The 18,978-nt window shown below is 71.0% G+C and carries 18 protein-coding genes; 7 read left to right on the forward strand and 11 right to left on the reverse strand.

Annotated features, from left to right (window positions below):
• Positions 1-437 precede the first annotated feature (437 nt).
• The 4 genes from ACWCWD_RS09320 to ACWCWD_RS09335 form a co-directional block, all read right to left on the reverse strand.
• Positions 438-1,736, reverse strand: a complete 1,299-nt coding sequence (locus tag ACWCWD_RS09320; RefSeq protein WP_450771421.1) for a citrate synthase — start codon at positions 1,734-1,736, stop codon at positions 438-440.
• Between the two features lie 224 nt (positions 1,737-1,960).
• Positions 1,961-4,204, reverse strand: coding sequence for an SF1B family DNA helicase RecD2 (recD2, locus tag ACWCWD_RS09325; protein ID WP_450771423.1), 2,244 nt, complete (start codon positions 4,202-4,204; stop codon positions 1,961-1,963).
• Between the two features lie 116 nt (positions 4,205-4,320).
• On the reverse strand, positions 4,321-6,804 hold the full coding sequence (locus ACWCWD_RS09330) for a hypothetical protein (protein WP_450771425.1): 2,484 nt from the start codon (positions 6,802-6,804) through the stop codon (positions 4,321-4,323).
• Positions 6,805-7,006: 202 nt separating this feature from the next.
• Complete coding sequence (locus tag ACWCWD_RS09335) at positions 7,007-8,050, reverse strand: AraC family transcriptional regulator (RefSeq protein WP_450771426.1); 1,044 nt, start codon at positions 8,048-8,050, stop codon at positions 7,007-7,009.
• Between the two features lie 97 nt (positions 8,051-8,147).
• On the opposite strand from ACWCWD_RS09335, the gene ACWCWD_RS09340 reads away from it, so the two are divergent.
• Complete coding sequence (locus tag ACWCWD_RS09340; protein WP_450771428.1) at positions 8,148-9,209, forward strand: acyl-CoA dehydrogenase family protein; 1,062 nt, start codon at positions 8,148-8,150, stop codon at positions 9,207-9,209.
• Between the two features lie 102 nt (positions 9,210-9,311).
• On the opposite strand, the gene ACWCWD_RS09345 is transcribed toward ACWCWD_RS09340, so the two are convergent.
• Positions 9,312-9,686 carry a MarR family winged helix-turn-helix transcriptional regulator gene (locus ACWCWD_RS09345; RefSeq protein WP_450771429.1) on the reverse strand — a complete coding sequence of 125 codons (375 nt, stop codon included), beginning with the start codon at positions 9,684-9,686 and terminating at the stop codon, positions 9,312-9,314.
• Positions 9,687-9,945: 259 nt separating this feature from the next.
• Between ACWCWD_RS09345 and ACWCWD_RS09350 the strand changes: the two genes are divergently transcribed.
• Complete coding sequence (locus ACWCWD_RS09350) at positions 9,946-10,848, forward strand: MBL fold metallo-hydrolase (protein WP_450771431.1); 903 nt, start codon at positions 9,946-9,948, stop codon at positions 10,846-10,848.
• A gap of 33 nt (positions 10,849-10,881) precedes the next feature.
• On the opposite strand, the gene ACWCWD_RS09355 is transcribed toward ACWCWD_RS09350, so the two are convergent.
• The gene (locus ACWCWD_RS09355; protein WP_450771432.1) at positions 10,882-12,018 is read right to left on the reverse strand and encodes a PP2C family protein-serine/threonine phosphatase; all 1,137 of its coding nucleotides are present in this window, start codon (positions 12,016-12,018) and stop codon (positions 10,882-10,884) included.
• A 241-nt stretch (positions 12,019-12,259) separates the two neighbouring features.
• Here ACWCWD_RS09355 and ACWCWD_RS09360 point away from each other — a divergent pair, with 241 nt between their 5' ends.
• Positions 12,260-12,613: a hypothetical protein gene (locus ACWCWD_RS09360; protein ID WP_450771434.1), complete on the forward strand. Its 354-nt coding sequence runs from the start codon at positions 12,260-12,262 to the stop codon at positions 12,611-12,613.
• A 166-nt stretch (positions 12,614-12,779) separates the two neighbouring features.
• Here ACWCWD_RS09360 and ACWCWD_RS09365 read toward each other — a convergent pair whose 3' ends face one another.
• The gene (locus ACWCWD_RS09365) at positions 12,780-13,115 is read right to left on the reverse strand and encodes a hypothetical protein (protein ID WP_450771435.1); all 336 of its coding nucleotides are present in this window, start codon (positions 13,113-13,115) and stop codon (positions 12,780-12,782) included.
• Between the two features lie 321 nt (positions 13,116-13,436).
• Between ACWCWD_RS09365 and ACWCWD_RS09370 the strand changes: the two genes are divergently transcribed.
• Positions 13,437-13,829 (forward strand): DUF6281 family protein, encoded by a 393-nt coding sequence (locus ACWCWD_RS09370; RefSeq protein WP_450771437.1) that lies wholly within the window; start codon positions 13,437-13,439, stop codon positions 13,827-13,829.
• Between the two features lie 209 nt (positions 13,830-14,038).
• Positions 14,039-14,728 carry a hypothetical protein gene (locus tag ACWCWD_RS09375; protein ID WP_450771439.1) on the forward strand — a complete coding sequence of 230 codons (690 nt, stop codon included), beginning with the start codon at positions 14,039-14,041 and terminating at the stop codon, positions 14,726-14,728.
• 84 nt (positions 14,729-14,812) lie between these two features.
• Here the strand turns inward: ACWCWD_RS09375 and ACWCWD_RS09380 are convergent, their stop codons facing one another.
• Positions 14,813-15,199 carry a hypothetical protein gene (locus tag ACWCWD_RS09380; protein WP_450771440.1) on the reverse strand — a complete coding sequence of 129 codons (387 nt, stop codon included), beginning with the start codon at positions 15,197-15,199 and terminating at the stop codon, positions 14,813-14,815.
• A complete protein-coding gene (locus ACWCWD_RS09385) occupies positions 15,196-15,441 on the reverse strand; it encodes a hypothetical protein (RefSeq protein ID WP_450771442.1) in 246 nt (81 codons plus the stop codon). Before ACWCWD_RS09385 ends, ACWCWD_RS09380 begins: the two co-directional genes overlap by 4 nt.
• Before the next feature lie 146 nt (positions 15,442-15,587).
• Here ACWCWD_RS09385 and ACWCWD_RS09390 point away from each other — a divergent pair, with 146 nt between their 5' ends.
• Positions 15,588-16,412 carry a helix-turn-helix domain-containing protein gene (locus ACWCWD_RS09390; protein ID WP_450771443.1) on the forward strand — a complete coding sequence of 275 codons (825 nt, stop codon included), beginning with the start codon at positions 15,588-15,590 and terminating at the stop codon, positions 16,410-16,412.
• Positions 16,399-16,623, forward strand: a complete 225-nt coding sequence (locus tag ACWCWD_RS09395; protein ID WP_450771444.1) for a DUF397 domain-containing protein — start codon at positions 16,399-16,401, stop codon at positions 16,621-16,623. Before ACWCWD_RS09390 ends, ACWCWD_RS09395 begins: the two co-directional genes overlap by 14 nt.
• 22 nt (positions 16,624-16,645) lie before the next feature.
• Here the strand turns inward: ACWCWD_RS09395 and ACWCWD_RS09400 are convergent, their stop codons facing one another.
• Entirely contained in the window at positions 16,646-17,395 is a 750-nt protein-coding gene (locus ACWCWD_RS09400) for an HNH endonuclease (protein WP_450771445.1), read from the reverse strand.
• A 5-nt stretch (positions 17,396-17,400) separates the two neighbouring features.
• The gene (locus ACWCWD_RS09405; protein ID WP_450771446.1) at positions 17,401-18,831 is read right to left on the reverse strand and encodes an AAA family ATPase; all 1,431 of its coding nucleotides are present in this window, start codon (positions 18,829-18,831) and stop codon (positions 17,401-17,403) included.
• Positions 18,832-18,978 lie beyond the last annotated feature (147 nt).

The raw sequence follows: 18,978 nt of genomic DNA on the forward strand, positions 1-18,978 counted from the left end.
CCTGAGGACGCCCGGCCGGATCCCGTGGGGGGAATCCGCTCCGGGATATGGGAAGCGCCCTGTTCGTCGACCCGTGGGGGGATCGACGGCGGGGCGCTTCCTGCTATTTCCGGCCAGTTCGAGGGGCCCACCCGAGGCCCCGGCCCCGGCCCCGGAGCACCGAATCCCCCCGGAACGCCGAATCGCCCCGGACACCGCGCTCTGGGCGAGCGCGGCACGCGGGGCGAAGGCAGCCGGCCGAGGAGGCCGGGCGGTGCGGTGGTGCGGGTACTTCGATCAGTGCGGGCACTGCGGGGCAGCAGGTACTACGAGCCCTACGGGCGACGCCGACGGAGCGACTACGGCGAGCGGCCCTACGGGTACGGCGCCACGCGGCTCACGCGGTCGTCGCGCCGTACCGGTCCACCCGGGCGCCCGAAGGCGCCGGACGGGGTGCGTCAGCGGCCCTCGACCGGGACGAAGTCGCGGAGGACCTCACCCGTGTAGATCTGGCGCGGGCGGCCGATGCGGGATCCCGGCTCCTTGATCATCTCGTGCCACTGGGCGATCCAGCCGGGGAGGCGGCCGATCGCGAAGAGCACGGTGAACATCTCGGTCGGGAAGCCCATGGCCCGGTAGATCAGACCGGTGTAGAAGTCCACGTTGGGGTAGAGGTTGCGCGAGACGAAGTACTCGTCGGAGAGCGCGTGCTCCTCCAGCTTGAGCGCGATGTCGAGCAGCTCGTCGGACTTGCCGAGGGCCGACAGGACGTCGTGCGCGGCCGACTTGATGATCTTGGCGCGCGGGTCGAAGGACTTGTACACCCGGTGGCCGAAGCCCATCAGGCGGACGCCGTCCTCCTTGTTCTTCACCTTGCGGATGAAGGAGTCGACGTCGCCGCCGTTGGCCTGGATGCCTTCCAGCATCTCCAGCACGGACTGGTTGGCGCCGCCGTGCAGCGGGCCCCACAGGGCGGAGATGCCGGCGGAGATCGAGGCGAACATGTTCGCCTGCGAGGAGCCGACCAGACGCACGGTGGAGGTCGAACAGTTCTGCTCGTGGTCCGCGTGCAGGATGAGCAGCTTGTCCAGCGCCGAGACGACGACCGGGTCCAGCTCGTACTCCTGGGCGGGGACCGAGAAGGTCATGCGCAGGAAGTTCTCGACGTAGCCGAGGTCGTTGCGCGGGTAGACGAACGGGTGACCGATCGACTTCTTGTACGCGTACGCCGCGATCGTGGGGAGCTTCGCCAGCAGGCGGATCGTCGAGAGGTGACGCTGCTCCTCGTCGAACGGGTTGTGGCTGTCCTGGTAGAAGGTGGACAGCGCGCTGACGACCGAGGACAGCATGGCCATCGGGTGGGCGTCGCGCGGGAAGCCGTCGAAGAACCGCTTGACGTCCTCGTGCAGCAGGGTGTGCTGGGTGATCTCGTTCTTGAAGGTCGACAGCTCGTCGACCTTCGGAAGCTCACCGTTGATCAGCGTGTACGCGACCTCAAGGAAGGTCGAGTTCTCGGCGAGCTGCTCGATCGGGTACCCGCGGTAGCGGAGGATGCCCTGCTCACCGTCGAGGTAGGTGATGCCGGATTTATAGGCGGCGGTGTTGCCGTAGCCGCTGTCCAGCGTCACGAGGCCGGTGTTGGCCCGCAGCTTCCCGATGTCGAAGCCCTTGTCGCCGACGGTGCTGTCGATCACCGGGTAGGTGTACTCGTCGTCGCCGTACCGCAGTACTACAGCGTTGTTGGTGTGCTCGCTCACGTCATCCCTCACCGACGTAGTGCCTCTTCTTCGAGGTGCCCTGACTAGGTGCCCTGTGCCCTGACTGTCTCCACCCTCCCCCATTTGGCTCAGGAGAGTGCACTCGGGGTCGTCCATTGGACCTAATGGCGGCACTGAGTGCCGCCAACTTAGTCATCCTGCCCCCTCCCCGTTGGTTCCGGAAGCCCCGCGTGATGTTTCCCACCGATTTGATCGATCATTTTTTACGGTGAGTCTCCCCCTGCCCCTCCCCTGAGCCGGAAATCCAGCGCCGTACAGCGTCTCCCGGCGGAAACCGTGCGGACGGCCTGCCCGATCGCCTTGCGGGAGCCGACCAGGACGACGAGCCGCTTGGCCCGGGTCACGGCCGTGTAGAGGAGGTTGCGCTGGAGCATCATCCAGGCGCTGGTGGTGACGGGGACGACGACCGCCGGGTACTCGCTGCCCTGGGAGCGGTGGATCGTCATGGCGTAGGCGTGGGCCAGCTCGTCCAGCTCGTCGAAGTCGTAGCCGATCTCCTCGTCCTCGTCGGTGCGCACGGTCAGCCGCTGCTCGTCGGTGTCGAGCGAGGTCACGACGCCGACGGTGCCGTTGAAGACGCCGTTCTCGCCCTTCTCGTAGTTGTTGCGGATCTGGGTGACCTTGTCGCCGACCCGGAAGACCCGGCCGCCGAACCGCTTCTCCGGCAGCTCGGGGCGGCCCGGGGTGATGACCTGCTGGAGCAGGCCGTTGAGGTGCCCGGCGCCGGCCGGGCCCCGGTGCATGGGGGTGAGCACCTGGATGTCACGGCGCGGGTCGAGGCCGAACTTCTTCGGGATGCGGCGGGCCGCCACGTCCACGGCGAGCACCCCGGCGTCCTCCGTCTCGTCCTCCACGAAGAGGAAGAAGTCGTCGAGTCCCTGGGTGAGCGGGGGCTGTCCGGAGTTGATGCGGTGGGCGTTGGTGACCACGCCGGACTGCTGGGCCTGGCGGAAGATCCGGGTCAGCCGGACGGCCGGGACGGGTCCGCCCTCGGCGAGCAGGTCCCGCAGCACCTCGCCCGCGCCGACCGACGGCAGCTGGTCCACGTCGCCGACGAGGAGGAGGTGGGCACCGGGTGCCACCGCCTTCACGAGCTTGTTGGCGAGCAGCAGATCGAGCATGGACGCCTCGTCCACGACCACCAGATCGGCGTCGAGCGGGCGGTCCTTGTCGTACGCGGCGTCCCCGCCCGGTTTCAGTTCGAGGAGCCGGTGCACGGTGGACGCCTCGGCGCCGGTCAGTTCGGAGAGGCGCTTCGCGGCCCGGCCGGTGGGGGCGGCCAGTACGACCTTCGCCTTCTTCGCTCGGGCCAGCTCGACCACGGACCGTACGGTGAACGACTTCCCGCACCCCGGTCCGCCGGTCAGCACGGCCACCTTCTGGCTCAACGCGAGCCGTACCGCCGCCTCCTGTTCGGGGGCGAGGGTCGCGCCGGTCCGCCGGGCCAGCCACTCCAGCGCCTTCTCCCAGTCCACGTCCTGGAACGCGGGCATCCGGTCCTCCGGGGTCCGCAGCAGCCGGCGGACCTGGCCGGCGAGGGACAGCTCCGCGCGGTGGAAGGGCACGAGGTAGACCGCCGTCACCGGCTCCCCGCCCTCCGGGGACGGCACCTTCTCGCGTACGACGCCCTCCGGGTCGGCGGCGAGTTCGGCGAGGCACTCGATGACAAGGCCGGTGTCGACCTGGAGCAGTTTCACGCCGTCCGCGATCAGCCGTTCCTCGGGGAGGTAGCAGTGGCCCTGGTCGGAGGACTGGGAGAGGGCGTACTGGAGTCCGGCGCGCACGCGTTCCGGGCTGTCGTGCGGGATGCCGACCGCCTGCGCGATCCGGTCGGCGGTCAGGAAGCCGATGCCCCAGACGTCGGCGGCCAGCCGGTAGGGCTGGTTCTTCACGACGGAGATCGAGGCGTCCTCGTACTTCTTGTAGATCCGCACCGCGATCGAGGTCGAGACCCCGACCGACTGGAGGAAGATCATGACCTCCTTGATCGCCTTCTGCTCCTCCCAGGCGTCGGCGATCTTCTTGGTGCGTTTCGGGCCGAGCCCGGGGACCTCGACGAGCCGCTTGGGCGCGTTCTCGATGATGTCGAGGGTGTCGGTGCCGAAGTGGGTGGTGATCCGGTCGGCCATGACCGGGCCGATGCCCTTGATCAGCCCGGAGCCGAGGTAGCGGCGGATGCCCTGGATGGTGGCGGGGAGCACCGTCGTGTAGTTCTCCACGACGAACTGCTTGCCGTACTGCGGGTGGGAGGCCCAGCGGCCCTCCATCCGGAGCGACTCCCCCGGCTGCGCGCCGAGCAGCGAGCCCACCACGGTGAGGAGGTCGCCGCCGCGCCCGGTGTCGACGCGGGCGACGGTGTACCCGTTCTCCTCGTTGGCGTAGGTGATCCGCTCCAGGACCCCTTCGAGGACTGCCAGGTTGGGGGGCGGGGTGGGCGCGTTGGGCATGGATCGACGGTATCGGGTGGCGCCGACACCGCTGTACGGGGAGCGGGGGCCGTGACGACGGCCCGGCCGGGGAGGGTGTCCCGGCCAGGCCGTCGTCGTCCGCCTTCAGGGGTGGGTCAGGCGGCGGACTCGTCGTCGTGGACGGTGATCCGGGCGTAGTTCTGTCCGATCACCGCGCCGACGGGCGCCGAGACGTAGATCTTGTAGACCGTGTCGGCGGCGGGCTGGGCCGCGCTGTCGTCCACGACGGGCAGCGGGACCGTGACCGAGGTGCTGCGCGCGGGGAAGGTGATCTTCCGGGCGGCGGTGGTGAGTTGCGTGCCGGTGCCGGCCACGGTCTGGAGGCTGACGGTCACCGGGGTGCGGGAGGGGCGGGAGAGGGTGACCGTGACGGGGACGGTACCGGCGTTCTCGGCGGTGGTGGCGCCGGTGACGGAGACCTGCGGGAGGTCGCTCGGGCCGCCGTGCCCCGCTTCGACGGTCTGGAAGGCCACGTCGGAGAGGTAGGCCCCGCCGGCGGTCGCGGGGGCGGTCAGGGTGATGCGGCGGATGTCCGAGAGGTCCACGCCGCGCACCTTCGCCAGCGGCCAGTTCACCGTCTGGAGCCAGGTCTTGGGCAGCAGGGTGCTGGTGCCGGAGGACGGGTATGCCTTCAGCGCGTCGCTGAGCGAGGAGAGGGCCACGGCGGCGGTGCGGCCGCGTCCGTCGGTGAGCTGGACGGTCAGGTCGGTGTCGGGTCCGTTCTCGTCGACGGCGGCCCGGAAGGCGAGGCTGTCGTAGCGCCGCACGTCACGGGAGCCCTTGGGGACCTCGACGACCGCCCTGGCGGGGGTGTCCGTGTTGGCCGGGCTGTCCGGCCAGGTGAGGTGGAGCAGCGGGGTGGCTTCGACGTTGCCCGCGTAGTTGGCGGGGGTCCAGGACGGGAAGCGGGAGGTGCCGGTGGAGCTGGTGCAGGCGCCGAGGGCGCTGATGGTGGGGCGGCCGGTGAAGCCCGCGCAGTAGGTGCCGGTGCCGCCGGTGACGGTGACGTTGGACGCCGGACCGGTCAGCGGGGCGATGTCGGAGCGGCTGCGGCCGGGGGCCTGGGCCTCGCTGTACACGGTGGCCGCGCCGACGGTGGTCGAGGTGCCGAGGCTGCCGTCGAAGAGGGGGAGGAAGCGGTCCTGGCCGCCCAGGGTGAGCTGGAAGAACCCGGACATGATGGCCGTACCGGCTTCCGACTGCTCGGCGGCGGTCAGCCGGGTGGTGGTGGGCGAGGCTCCGCCGCACACCGCGTCGGTGGAGGCGGACCAGTCGTCGCTCGCGGGGGCGACGGCGACGCCGGGGGTCCACTCGGTGTTGAAGAAGTTGTGGTCCGCGCCCATCACCATCAGCGAGGAGCGCAGGACGTCGTCGTCGGCGCCGGTGTAGCGGCTGTCGTCGTAGAAGTGCTGGCCCTGCTGGTTGGAGACGTCCCCGTCGCAGTACGGCAGGACGACGGCCATCGGCACGTCGGGGAGCGTCTCGCGGCCGAAGTCGATGGGGGCGAGCGGGAGTACGGCGTCGATGCCGTACGGGTGGGCGCGGCCCGCGTTGAGCAGGGCGGCCTTGACGACGCCCTCGCCGCCGCGCGAGTGGCCCATGAGGCCGACGCTGGAGAGGTCCAGACGGCCCTTCAGCAGGCGGCTCATGCCGGGTGCGGTGCCCTTGTCGGCGCGGGCGAGCAGGTCGAGGTGGTCGAGGACGAGCTGTCCCCGGGCGAGGGTTCCGGCGTCGTCGGTGAAGGAGGCGTCCTGGGCGTTGATGCCGTCCGCGCTGACGGAGACGACCGCGTACCCCTGGGAGGCGAGGGTCTCGGCGGTGGCGTTGTAGCCGAGGTAGCTGGGGATGGGCCGGTAGCCATCGGGGCAGGGCCAGGCGGCGTTGTTGGTCTTGGAGGTGTCGGCGTTCCAGCAGGCGGAGTGGCGGCCGTGCAGGAAGAGCACGACGGGGCGTTCGCCCTTGGCGTCGGTCGGTACCCAGACGGCGGCGCGGAGTTCGGCGGCGCGGTCGCTCAGGCCGCCGAGGGTGACGGCGGTGTCGCCGAAGTCGTAGTCGGCGCGGGCCACGTGGTAGCGGCCCTTCGCGGTGGCGGCCTCGGTGAGCGTGGCGGCGGTGGCGGTGGGCCTGCCGTGGCGGCCGGTGCCCCGGGGGGCGTGCTGGGACTTGGTGACCGTGTCGGTGGCGCCGTTCCAGGCGACCCGGACGTCGTCCGGGTGGGCGGCGCGCAGGTCGGTGGTGACCAGGGAGAGGGTGTGTCCGTCGGTGGTCTGCCGGGCGTATCCGAGGGAGGCGCCGTCGACGGCGATCTCGGGGAGCGCGTCGCGTACGGGCAGGGGCTCGTCGAGCTTCAGGGTGACGTGGTAGCCGTCGGCCGAGCGCGTGACCGACCAACTGCGGTCGGCGGCCGACCCGGTGGCGGTGGTGGCCGCCGGTTCCGGGTCCGCCTTCGAGGACGCCGGGTCGGCGAAGGCGGTACCGGTCATGGGGAGGGTCAGAGCGAGGGCGAGGGCGGCGACGGTGGCCTGCACCGGGCCCGCCGTCCGGCGCGGTCCTGGGCGCCGGGAACGGGGTATGGACATGCGGCGGTTCCTCTCGTGCGTGGTCGGCGCCACCCCCGGAGGAGGGCGCCCGCTCCGGCTCATCGCCGGCACACACGAAGATCACCATCGCTTCTGATCAGCTGAATGTCGTATTTGTTAACACCGTTGCACTCCCGTCCGTGAGCGGTTCGCGCGTCCGTGCTCGAACGACGGGGGACGTGAAGGGGGCTCCCCCGTCGCCCTACGGTCCGGGCGCCGTACCGGCATGCTCGTGCCGGTCGTCCCGGACCACGGGCTCCACGGCCACGGGCTCGGTGCGCCCGCGCTCGACGGCCACGGGATCGACAACGGCGGGCTCGGTGCGCACACCCTCGACGGCCACGGGATCGATCACCCCGGGATCGGTGTGCACGGCGTCCCGGAAGCGGCCGGGAGAGATGCCGTACTCCCGGCGGAAGGCGGCGCCGAACGCGAACTCCGTCGAGTACCCGATCTGACGGGCGACGGCCGCCAGCGGCGCGTCGGTCTCGCGCAGCAGCCGGGCGCCCCGGGACAGCCGCACCCCGGTCAGGTAGACCTGGGGCGGTTTGCCCATGTGCCCGGCGAACCGGCGCGTGAACGTGGTGCGTGACATGCCTATGGCGGCGCTGAGCTGAGTGACCGTCCAGGGCCTGTGCGGCTCGCGGTGGATGTGCCGCAGGGCCTCGACGACGGCCGGATCTCCGACGAGCGGCCAGTCCCGGCCGGGGTGATCGCCCAGCCACGCGCGCAGTACGTGCACCAGCAGCAGATCCAGCAGTGCCGCGCGGGTCGCCTCCGTGCCCGGACCCGGCCGGGACAGGTCGGCGACGAGCAGACCGACCAACGAGGCCAGTTCGGGGTCTCCGTCGTCGGGCGAGGCCACGATGAAGTCGGGGAGCGAGAGCAGGTACGCGTGCACCTGCCCGTGTGCGAGGCGGTAGGCCCCGCACAGGAACTCGAAGTCGGCGGGACCGTCCGGCGGCGGTTTCCCGGTCAGGTCGCCGAGAGGCAGCTCGTCGAGTGCGCAGGGGACGGGGCTCAGACCGTGCCTCACGCCGGACGGGACGAGGACGACGTCCCCCGGGCCGAGGGCGCGGGGCGGATCGTCCGCCGTGACGAGCCAGCCCCGGCCCCGCACTACGACGTGGAAGCCGCTGCCGACGAACGCGTCCCAGCGCATGCCCCAGGAACCTGATTCCCTGAACCGGCGAGCGCGGGCACGTCCGAGCCGAACACTGCCGATCATCTCGCTGAGAATGTCCACCCATGAACGCTAACAACAGTGGCTGACGCACAGACGCGTATGCCTGCGCCTCATGCGGCCATGGCCGCCCGGCGGGGCGGCCGGTTGACTCGACAGCATGACGACCCGTGCGACAGCCCACGATGAACACGAGCAGGTCCTGCTCGCCCATGCCGAGGTGACCGAGCGGCAGGACCGCCTGGCGGCGGCGAGCGTGGAGGCGCTGCGGAGGAGCGGAGCGCTGGCTCTGCGGACGCCCGTCGAGTACGGCGGTGCCTGGGCCGACGCGTCGGCGAGCGCCGTCCGGCTGACGGAGATCGGCCGGGCCTGTCCGTCCGCCGCATGGATCGCCGGCACCTGCGCGACCGCCAAGACCCTTTTCGCCCAGAGCTTCGACGAACCGGTACGCAAGGAGTTCTTCGCCGATCCCGACGCGCTCGCCTGCGGCAGCGGTGCTCCCACGGGTCAGGGAGTCCGCGAGGCGGGCGGTGTGCGTGTCACCGGCCGGTGGGACTCCGTCTCCGGCTGCGAGGACGCCGACTGGGCACAGCTCGCGCTGATGATCGACGGCGTGTACCACGTCATGGTGGTCCCCGTCGCGGACCTGACCGTCGAGCGGAACTGGCAGATGGCCGGGATGCGCGGCACCGGGAGCCAGCGCCTTGTCGCCGACGGCCTCCTGGTGGAGACCGGCCGGACCGCGCCCGTCACCCCGCCGCAGCCGCAGCAGCGGCTGTTCTTCGCCGTGTGCGTGCTGGCACCGATGGTCGGAGCGATGCAGGGCGCGCTGCACGTGGTCCGGGAGATGTTCGAGTCCGCTCGCAAGCCCTACATGACCGGCTATGCCCGCATGGGCGAGTCTCCCGGCGCACGCCACTGGCTCGCCGAGTCCGCGCGGCTCGTGGACCGGGCCGAGCAGACCATGCTGGCCGTCGCCCGTGACAGCGCGCGGGACGGCCTCACCGAAGTCGGCCGCGCACGCCTTCAGATGAGCCTGACGGGCGCCGCGAGGGACTGCCGGGAAGCCGTCGACCGGCTGCTCGACCTGCACGGCGCCAGCGGCTTCCGCACCACGAACGCCCTGCAGCGCTACTGGCGGGACGTCTCGGTCGGCAGCCGCCACCCCCTGCTCAACCCCTACCTCGCGACGGAAGACCTGGGCACCGCCCTGGTCTCCTGACGCGGCTGCGGACGCGGCCCGGCGCGGGGGTCCGCTCGGCGCCCCCGGCCCGGTCCGCGTGCTTCGTCGCACCCCGGCCGCGACGGGCCGGGAGCAGTCGCCTCAGGGCCGGACGACGGTCTTCTCCAGCAGCTCCTGGAGGGCGCGCTGCTGCGCCGGGGTGAGGGCGCCCAGGGGTGAGTCCTGGGTGAGGAGTTCGAGGAGCCGCTCACGCAGGGCGTCGCCCTCGGCGGTGAGGACGAGGTGCCGGGCGCGGCGGTCGGTCGGGTGGGGGCGGCGCTCGACCAGGCCCTGCCCTTCGAGCTTGTCGATGACGTAGGTGGCGTTGGAGGGCTCGCAGCTCATGCGTTCGGCGAGCTCGCGCATGGTCATCGGCCCGGTCATCTCCCGCAGCGCGGTCGCCTGTGCCGCGGTCAGCCCGAGGGTGACGGCGCGTTGGCGTACGTGGTCGGCGATCTGGTGGGCCAGTCCGTTCACCAGGCCGCACACTTCCCGCTCGGCGACGGCTCGGTCCGTTCGGTCGGCTCGGTCCGTTCGGTCCGTTCGGTCGGCTCGAACTTCCGGCGAGGGTGTCATGGCCCCACCCTAGCAACTCCATCAAGCCAGAATAATTACAGCTTGAATGATTCAAACTTGATGCTTATCGTGGTGCCGGGCGGCCACCACGAGGTCTCGGCGGCCCCCCGACACGGCGCACGGCCTACGGCATGCCACATGCCGGACGAGGAGGGGAACCATGACGAACCCTGCGGTCGATCAGGGCGAACGTTTGCGGCGCGCGGCGGGGATCCGCTCGTTGCGGCTGGGCGACACGACGGTGTCGTACGTGCCCGACGGGGCGATCCAGGGGCGGCCGGGTGCCTGGTTGCCGGACTCCACCGACGAGACCTGGGCGGCCCACCCGGAGTATCTGGACGCCTCCGGCCACCTGGTGGCGAGCGTCGGCGGCCTGCTGGTGGAGCACGGCGACCGGGCGCTGCTGATCGACGCGGGGCTAGGCCCGTACGCGCTGCCGGCCGAACCGGGAACACCGAACGGCACCATGTACGGCGGCGCCCTGCTGGACAGCCTGGCCGAACTCGGCCGCGGGCCCGAGCAGATCGAAGCGGTGGCCTTCAGCCACCTGCACCCCGACCACCTCGGCTGGGCCGCGTACATCGCCCCGGGCGAGGACCGGCCCGTCTTCACCCGCGCCGATTACCTGGTGGCCGAGGCGGAGTGGGCCGGGCACGCGACACCCGGGGCGGGGCACACCTCCGCGGCGGACATCGCCGCTCTCGCGCCGCGGGTCCGTACGGTGACCGACGGGCAGGAGATCTTCCCGGGCGTACGCGTCCGGCTCGCCCCCGGCCACACCGCCGGGCACACGGAGTTCGTCATCACCGGGGGCGGGACCCGGCTGATCGCCTTCGGCGACTCCCTGCACTCACCGGTCCAGGTGGACCACCCCGAGTGGTCCTGTGTGTACGACTCCGATCCCGCCCGGTCCGCCGAGCACCGCCGCCGCCTCGTGGACGAGCTGGCCGAACCCGGCACGATCGGCTTCGGCATCCACTTCGCCGACGTCGTCTTCGGCCGGGTCGCGCGGGACGGCGGCGGTCCCGCCTGGAAGCTCGTGGAGGCGGCGGAACTGGGCTGACGGACACACCCCGGTACCGGCAAGGCGGCACACTCAGGCCGGGGGCGCGGCGGGACGTTCGAGCACGATCATGGCGGCGTCGTCCCCGAGCTGCCCGCCGACCCAGTCCATCAGATCGCGCCGGAGGCGACCGAGGAAGGCGTCCGCGTCACGCTCGGCCCAGCCGGTGATGCGCTCGGCGAGCGGGTAGAAGGTGCCGGTGGCGTCGCGCGCCTCGGTGACGCCGTCGGTGTACAACAGCAGGAGACTTCCGGGCTCGAACGGGAAGCTGTCGACGTGGTACCTCGGGTGCGCCAGTTCCCCCAGGCCCAGCGGAGGCGCGGGGTGGAGGACGTCCATCGTCGTCGGCCGGCCGTCGCGCAGGACGACCGGCGGCGGATGCCCGCAGGCGACCATCTCAACCCGGCCGCCTTGGTCGGGGATGTCCAGGACGGTCGCGGTGATGAACGTTTCTCCGTAGCGGTTCGCCTCGCCCGGCTCCGTCAGGTCCCAGCACACGCTCCGGTCGAGGTAGCTCACCAGCTCGCCCAGGCTCGACTGGCGGTGGGCGGCGACACGGAACGCGCCGAGCAGCAGGGAGGCGTCGTTCACCGCGGTCATCCCTTTGCCGCGTACGTCTCCGACGATCAGCCGGGTCCCGGAGGGGGTGCGCGCCACCGCGTACAGGTCCCCGCCGATCTGGGCCTCGGCCTCGGCGGCGAGGTAGAGCGAGGCGACGCGAAGGGGCCCGAGCCGCTTGGGCAGCGGCGGGAGGACCACGCGCTGCGCGGACTCGGAGACGTACCGTACCTGCGCCAGCTCCTTCGCCCGGCGCTCCCGCAGCACGCAGAAGATCACGAGCAGCACACCGACCAGCACCAGGGAGATGACCTGGGCCTCGTGGTTGGCGGAGAGCAGTTCGTCGGGATCGCGCACCAGCCCGATGACCGTCTGCGAGATGACCGCCAGGGCGGCGACCAGCCCCACGGTCCAGGGCCCGGCGAACGACGCCGTGATCGCCGGGGCCGCGACGAGCAGCGGCCCCAGGTGGATGTCGGACGGCGCGAGGGAGTCGATCACCGCCACCGCGACGATCCACAGGATCGGGATGGCGAGCAGGAGCCGGGCCCGGCTCCCGCGCGCCGACCGGCCTCGTCCCTCCCGATGAGGTCCTTCGCGGCGCTGTGACATGACTCCTCTCTACACCGCCCCCACGCGGCTCGCACGCAGGGACGGGCGGGGGCGGCGACGGCCTGTGGGCGAGGCTTTTTCCCGGGCGGCCGTACCGGCCCCTAGTGGGCCGGGCGCGATCCCCCCACTCGCCCGAGAACCGAACGTACGTCCGGTGCGTCACTATGCTGCGGAACGTATCCGCGCCGTCGCCGTCCGCCCTGCACGGCCCGGCACCACTCCTTGCCGCAGAGGACCCGCCATGCCCGCTTTCCGTCCGTCCGGCCGCCGCATCGCCGCCCTGGCCGTCGCGCCCGTCGCCGCACTTCTCCTGGCCGCCTGCGGCGGGGGCGCGGTGCACGGGACGATCACGGAGAAGGAGTACAAGCGCGGCACCACCACGTACACCAACGAGGCGGTCACGCGCAGCGAATGCTCCACGACCAGGAAGAACGGCAAGACCAAGAAGTCGTGCCACCAGGTGAAGACCGGTGCCACCAAGCGCGTCGAGCACCACAAGAAGGAGTGCTACCAGATCGAGCTCGACAACGACGCGCACGAGCTGTGCATCTCGAAGAGCAAGTGGGACAAGGTGCGCGTCGGCGACAAGTGGTGAGCGGAGACGGCCCGAGGTCGCGTCGGACCGCGACCAGTGCCGGTGCCGACGCGCTCTCCGTCCGGGGCACCGACGTCGGCGTCGGCTCCGGTGGCGGCGTCGGCTCCGGTGGCGGTGGCATACAGCACTACGGGCTCGCCCTCAGGCTCTGTGGAACGAGCCAGGATCAGTCGCCGACGAACCACAGGTAGCTGCCCGGGGTCTCCGAGCAGGACCGCAGCAGACCCTCAAGGTCGCGGACGGCCGCCGTCCGGGACGGTGTCGAGCACCGCTCCAGCAGGTCAGGCACCGACCGCAGTGCCGCCTGCGCCTGTTGCTCGTTGAACAACGTGTCGCCGTAGGGATCCACCCGCCCGAGGTCGCCCAGGTCGGTCTCCCGGAGACCGAGCAGCACCTCGGCCAGGCTGTCACCGTGCTCGTACGACCCACGGATCAGAGTCTCCCTGGACCGGCGCCACCCCAGGGCAGGTCTGGTCGCGTGCAGTTCCAACTCGACACCCACCGCGTTCCCTTCGGTCGACCGCGCCGAGCCGCCGGATGACCGGCGCCCCGTACAGCGGATGCGCCCGCACGCGGGCTCGGCGCACAGCGAGCCATCTTCGCACCCCAGTTGATCCTTGCCGTTCGCCCCGGGCCGCAGGATCACATCCAGGGAAGAAACAAGGCGCGAGAACGGAACCCGATCCACGTCGCCCACGTCGAACCGCGGAAGTCGACGGCCTCGCCGCTCCGTACGGGTCCCATTCCCGTGCCGGCAGACGGCGGGGTCACGCGGCGAGGGGGAGCCATTCCTCTCCGCCGCGTTTACTGAGGGGGGAAACTCATGAGTTGGACCAAGCGGTCAGCCGGCCTGCTGATGGCGGCGGTCATGGTGACATCGGTGGCCGCGTGCGCGGGCGGGAGTGGTGGCGGCGGGGCGGCGCAGTGCGTCGCCGAGTACACCTACCGGGGCAGTCCGTACCGGGACGTGGCGAACGTGGAGTTCACCGTCGGGAAGAAGCTCGGCGTCGTCACGTCGACACCCTGCGACGACACCGGCGGACCGGGCAAGGGCGAGGAGCCGGTCGACACGGGGACGAACGCCTATGAAGTCGACGGCATCTCCACCGAGGTCGCCATCGCCGTCGGGGACACCCCGGAGACGAGCAGGTTCTTCGCCGTGAGTTCCGGGCCGGAGCTCCCGCCCGAGGTGCAGAAGCTGGTGGACGGCTCCTGATCCGCACATGATCCGGAACGCGGGGCCCGGTACGGCTCGGAAGCCGACGCCGTACCGGGCCCCACCGGACCGGACAGACGCGCAACAACCTTTCGCAGCTTGCCTGTCGGGGCGGGGGAGGGAAGGGGCCACCGGCTGAAGTCGATCACCCATACGGGTGAGTACACGTACTCAAGCCGGGCGCGCGGGCGCGGCCGGAGACTCGGCGCATGACACACACCCGCGCCTCCATCAGCGCGTTCGCCCCTCGCCGGCGCGGTCTTGCCGCGTTCGCTCTCGCAGCCCTGGCACTCACAGGCTGCGGAACCGAGCTGAGTGGCAGCGCCGCGCAGGCCGAGTCGGCCGGCAGCGTCGTCTCCGAGCCCGTCCCCGCCCGGCCGTCTCCCACTCAACCGTCGGTCGAGCAGGCGGCGTTCGCGGCGATGATCGACGCGTACGCGCAGGGGTGTCCTCCGGCCGACGGGACCCCGCTGGTACCCGCTGCCGAGAGGCTTCCCGTTCCGAAGGCGGCGCCGAGTCTCGCCCCTGGGGAGACTCCCCCGACCGACGCGATCGAGCCCGGCGCCCCCACGGGGCCCGAGGCGGAGTTGTCCGCCCGCGACTGGTGCACGGCCGGTCGCCACGAAGAGGCAGTCCACCAGGCGCTGTACGCGATCACGGAACCCACCCCCGCCAAGGTCCGGGAGACCTTGAACCGCCTCGGCTACGTCGACGCGCGCATCCACGCCCTCAGACAGGACGGCAGGACCACCCGCTTCTACCTCGACCTGCGGGAGAGCGGCGGACAGCTCTGCGTGTCGGGTCTCGCGGCGGGCGAGGCAACGAATGTCACCAAGTGCGTGGCCCGCGCCGACGGACCGTTCACCGTCACGACGGAAGAGCCGCCGGAGCAGTCGTGACGGTGGTCCACGCCGTGGGTGTCGACGCCTCGGTGTGGGCGGGTTCCGGTATGAGCCGTGAACGCGGCAGGCACCGCAGGGAGCTCACCGGGAGCCGGCGTCGACGCCTTCGACGACCTCCGCAGTGTCAGGGATGTCGTCATCGTCATCGCCGTAGTCGAGGTCGTCGTCCTCACCCTCGACACCCAGCCGCGCACCCCGGCTCTCCGCGATGCGTTTGACGTCCCGGAGCGCCTCGCTCAACCGGTTGGCGAGGAACCGGTACTCCGCCCCCGTGACCCGTCGGTCATCCAGCAATGCGGCGGCGTGGTCGAGCAGGTCACCCGCCATACCGAGCTGGACGCTCTCGATGTTGTCCGCCATCCGCGAGACGTAACCCGTACCGTCCCCCATCACCCAGCACTGCTTGCCCCCGTCCCCCGTCCACGGCAGCAGCCGGAACGTGCCGTGTGCGCGATGCTCCTCGATCATGCCGCGGCCTCCGTCACGGGGACGAGGCGGGCGGGCGCCGCGATCGGCTCGGCACGCCATTCGTGCGCCAGGAGGTAGGGCCGGATCAGCTGCGTGTCCTCGCCGCGCAGGGGGCGTTCGCCGGTACGGCGGGTGGTGGGGCCGCAAGGATGCGGTCGGGGGTCCGGGGCGGGGCGGGCTGACCGGACGGGGCGCACCAGCCGCCTCAGCGAGCCGGTGAACCGGCGGACGAGGTCCTTCATCTCTGCGCGTTCTCCTTCTGTTGACGGCACCCACGAACGGGTGCGTTCCGTGGTGAATCCATCACAGAGTGAGGCGGCGGCTGGCTACGCTGCCAGGGGTTTGGGCTTGACAGCCCGCCTGTCAGGAAAGGGGAGTTGGTGCTGTCATGACACTGAGCCGAAAGCCTCGGACGCTGCGGGAGAGGTACGGAGAGGAGCTACGGCTCCGACGGTTGGCCGCCGACCTCACGCAAGAGGAACTGGGCGTACAAGTGGTCTGCTCGCCGACACTGATCAGCCACTGGGAGGCGGGGCGGCGCCTGCCGAAACCGGATGACGCACGGCGGATCGATCTGGCGTTGAAGACGGACGGGTTCTTTCTGCGCTGGCTCCAGGATCTGGACTCGAAGTACACGGATCACTTCGCGGTCATGGCGGAGCTGGAGAAGCAGGCGACACACATCCAGCAGTTCGCGCTCTCTCTGGTGCCTGGCCTGCTTCAGACAGACAGCTACGCGCGCGCACTCTTCCAGGCGTACCGGCCGAATCACCGACAGGAGGACCTTGACAGAGAGGTTGTCATCCGGACCGGGCGTGCCCAGATTCTCGACGGCCCGTTGAACCCCGAGATGTGGACCATGCTCGACGAGGCGGTACTCAGGCGCCGCGTTGGCGGGCGGCAAGTGATGGCCGAGCAGCTTCGCAAAGTCGCCGACATGGCGGAGAGCGGACGACTACGCCTGCATGTACTGCCGTTCGACGTTGGGGCGCATCCTCTTCAGCAGAGCTTGCTGTCCATGCTGAGCTTCGAAGAGGCCGAGCCAGTGGCCTACGTCGAAGGCTTCCTGACTGGGAACTTGATGGACGAACCGTCCTTGGTGAGGTCCAGCCAGACGGCCTACCATCTTGCTCTGAGCGATGCGATGTCGCAGCAGGAATCACTGGCGCTCGTGCGGGCAGCAGCGGAGGAACACGAAAATGGTCAGCACTAGGCCCGCAATCTCCGATGCGTCTACGCTCACCAATTGGTTCAAGTCCAGTTACAGCGGCGGCGACCAAGGCGAGTGCCTCGAAGTAGCAACCGGCCACCCCACCGTCCCCGTCCGCGACAGCAAGGCCGCCAACGGCCCCGCGCTCGTCTTCTCCCCCGCCGGTTGGTCCTCGTTCGTCGCCGCCGTCAAGAGCGGTGAACTTGTCGACTGACTCGGCCCGTTACCCGTACGTCTCACGCCCGCGCCAGAAAGCTCGCCCGTAACTCCGGGTCCCGCAGCAGCGCCAGGGTCTCCTCCTCGCCGTCGAAGAGCAGGTCGGCCGCCGGGTGCGCGGACTGGTGGAACATCGCGGCGAGTACGTCGGCGAGCGGGCGGTCCCAGGCGACGCGGGCGACCTCGTCGGCCTTGGTGTGCTGGCCCCGGTCGGTGGCTATGCGCCAGAGCTCGACGGACTGCTTGGCCGTGGCGTAGGCGGTGCGGCGCCCGGCGACGAGGACGCCGCGCCGGTTGAGGCCGAACACGTCTATGCAGGCGTCGCCCTGGGCGCTGAGCCCCCGGTACGTGCAGAGCGGCAGCACCAGGCGCAGGTGGTTCAGGGGGTCGTCCAGGGTGGGGTCGAGGAGGAGTGCGCGGCCGGTGCTCGCGTCGCGCGGGAAGAGGTCGCGCTTCTGGTTGCTGTTGCAGTAGGAGCAGGCCAGCAGGTAGTTGGTCCAGTCGAAGGTGCGCAGCGGGGCCTGGCTCTTCGGCTCGAAGTGGTCGATGTCGGTGCCCTGGCTGTCGCCGCAGTACATGCAGCGCTGGTGGCCGGGGGCCATGTCGGTGAGGGCGGCGAGGACGCCGGGGCGTACCCGTCTGCGTACGGCGAAGCGGCCCCAGAGGCCGATGGCGGTCGCCTTGCGGTCGGAGGCCGCCGCGTCGGCGATCTGCCGGGTGTACGTCGCTAAGTGTTCCTGGGTGTCCAGGGGCAGTTCGGGGCGGGTCATCCGGATCACTTGGCCTCGCCGGCCTCTCGGTTCCCGTCGGTCTCGTCCTCGTACCCGTCGGTGATGTCGTGGACCTGGTCGGCGATCCGGTACAGCCGGGCGGAGACCTCGTGGGCGCGGGCGGTCGGGGAGCTGGACAGCAGGCTCTTCAGCTCCTTGTAGCGGGCGACGGTCTCGGGCGAGGTGTCGCCCTCGTACACCTTGGACTCCAGGGCGACGAACTCGGCGCGGGCGTACTCGGCGCGCTCCGAGTACGGGGTGTCGAGGCCGAAGAGGTCGGAGAGGACGGCGTCGTCGCCGCTGCCGTAGACGACGCGTTCGTACAGGTCGGAGGGGACGACCTCGGGGGCGGCGTCCTCGTCGACGCCGGGCAGGCGGATCAGGCCGCCGGGGTCGGCGGCCTGGCAGATGTAGGGGCTGTGGGTGGTGACGATGAACTGGATGTTGGGGAAGTGCGTGGTCAGCCAGGGGCCGATGCGGCGCTGCCAGGAGACGTGGAGGTGGGCGTCGATCTCGTCGATGATCACGACCCCGGGGACCTGGAGCGGGCTCGGGCCCTCGCCGCCCCGGCCCAGCGCGTGGTCCCCGAAGGCGTCGTGGATCTGCTTCAGCAGGTCGACGACGAGGGCGGCGACCGTACGGAAGCCGTCGCTCATCTCCCGCAGCGGGAAGCGGTGTCCGCCCCTGGTGACCCAGAGGCCCTCGGAGTCGACGTCCTTGATGCGGTAGCCGTCCGGCAGCAGCCCGTCGCCGAGGACGGAGAGGGCGGCCTCCTTGAGGGCGAGTGCGCCCTCCCTGCCTTCGAGGGCGCGCAGATGCTGTTCGATCAGCCAGGCGACGCCCTCCGCCAGCGAGGCGTCCTCGTGGAAGAGGCTCGCCTGCCGGGCCACCGGACCCGAGGCCAGCATCAGGCGCTGTACGTCGCCCGAGCCGCCGGCCATCCGCCGGAACGGGCCGTACGCGGCGCAGAACCAGCCCACCGGGTTGTCGGCCCACGGTCCGCGCTGTGCGGCACTGGCGCTCTGGGTACGGGAGTTGCTGCGGATCTCGCCCAGCGCGGGCTGCGCGCTCTTGCGCCCGGCCGTCGATTCGCCGGGGGGCGTCCAGCGCAGGCCGGTACCGAACTTGTTCTGGGTGCGGCCCGAGGCGGTGAACTTGTCGAAGTCCTTGTCGCGGACGATCTCCGCCGAGGCGCTGCCCGACTCCGTGCCGCGCGTGACCCAGTTCTCGAAGCCCTGGACGAGTCCCCGGGCGGCGACCGGGCCGCTCAGCGCGAGTGCCAGGGCGCGCAGCAGGGTGGTCTTCCCGGCGCCGTTGCGGCCGGCGAGGACCGTCCAGCCCGCGTGCGAGCCGTCCGGGCGGGTCAGGGTCAGGTCGACTTTTCGCGGTCCGTTGAACGACTTGATGTTCTCGATGGTGACGCGGGAGACGTACATCTGCTGACGGTTCCTTCCGGGGCGCGGGAGTCCGTGTCGGGCAAGGAGAGGCCGGCGCGGGCGGAGTCGGAGGGGTGGACCGGGGTCGGCCCCGTCGCGGACGCGGTGCGGGCACGCGCACGGACGCGGTGGCGGATGTCCGAGTTT

The sequence above is a fragment of the Streptomyces sp. NPDC001493 genome, from assembly GCF_053597235.1.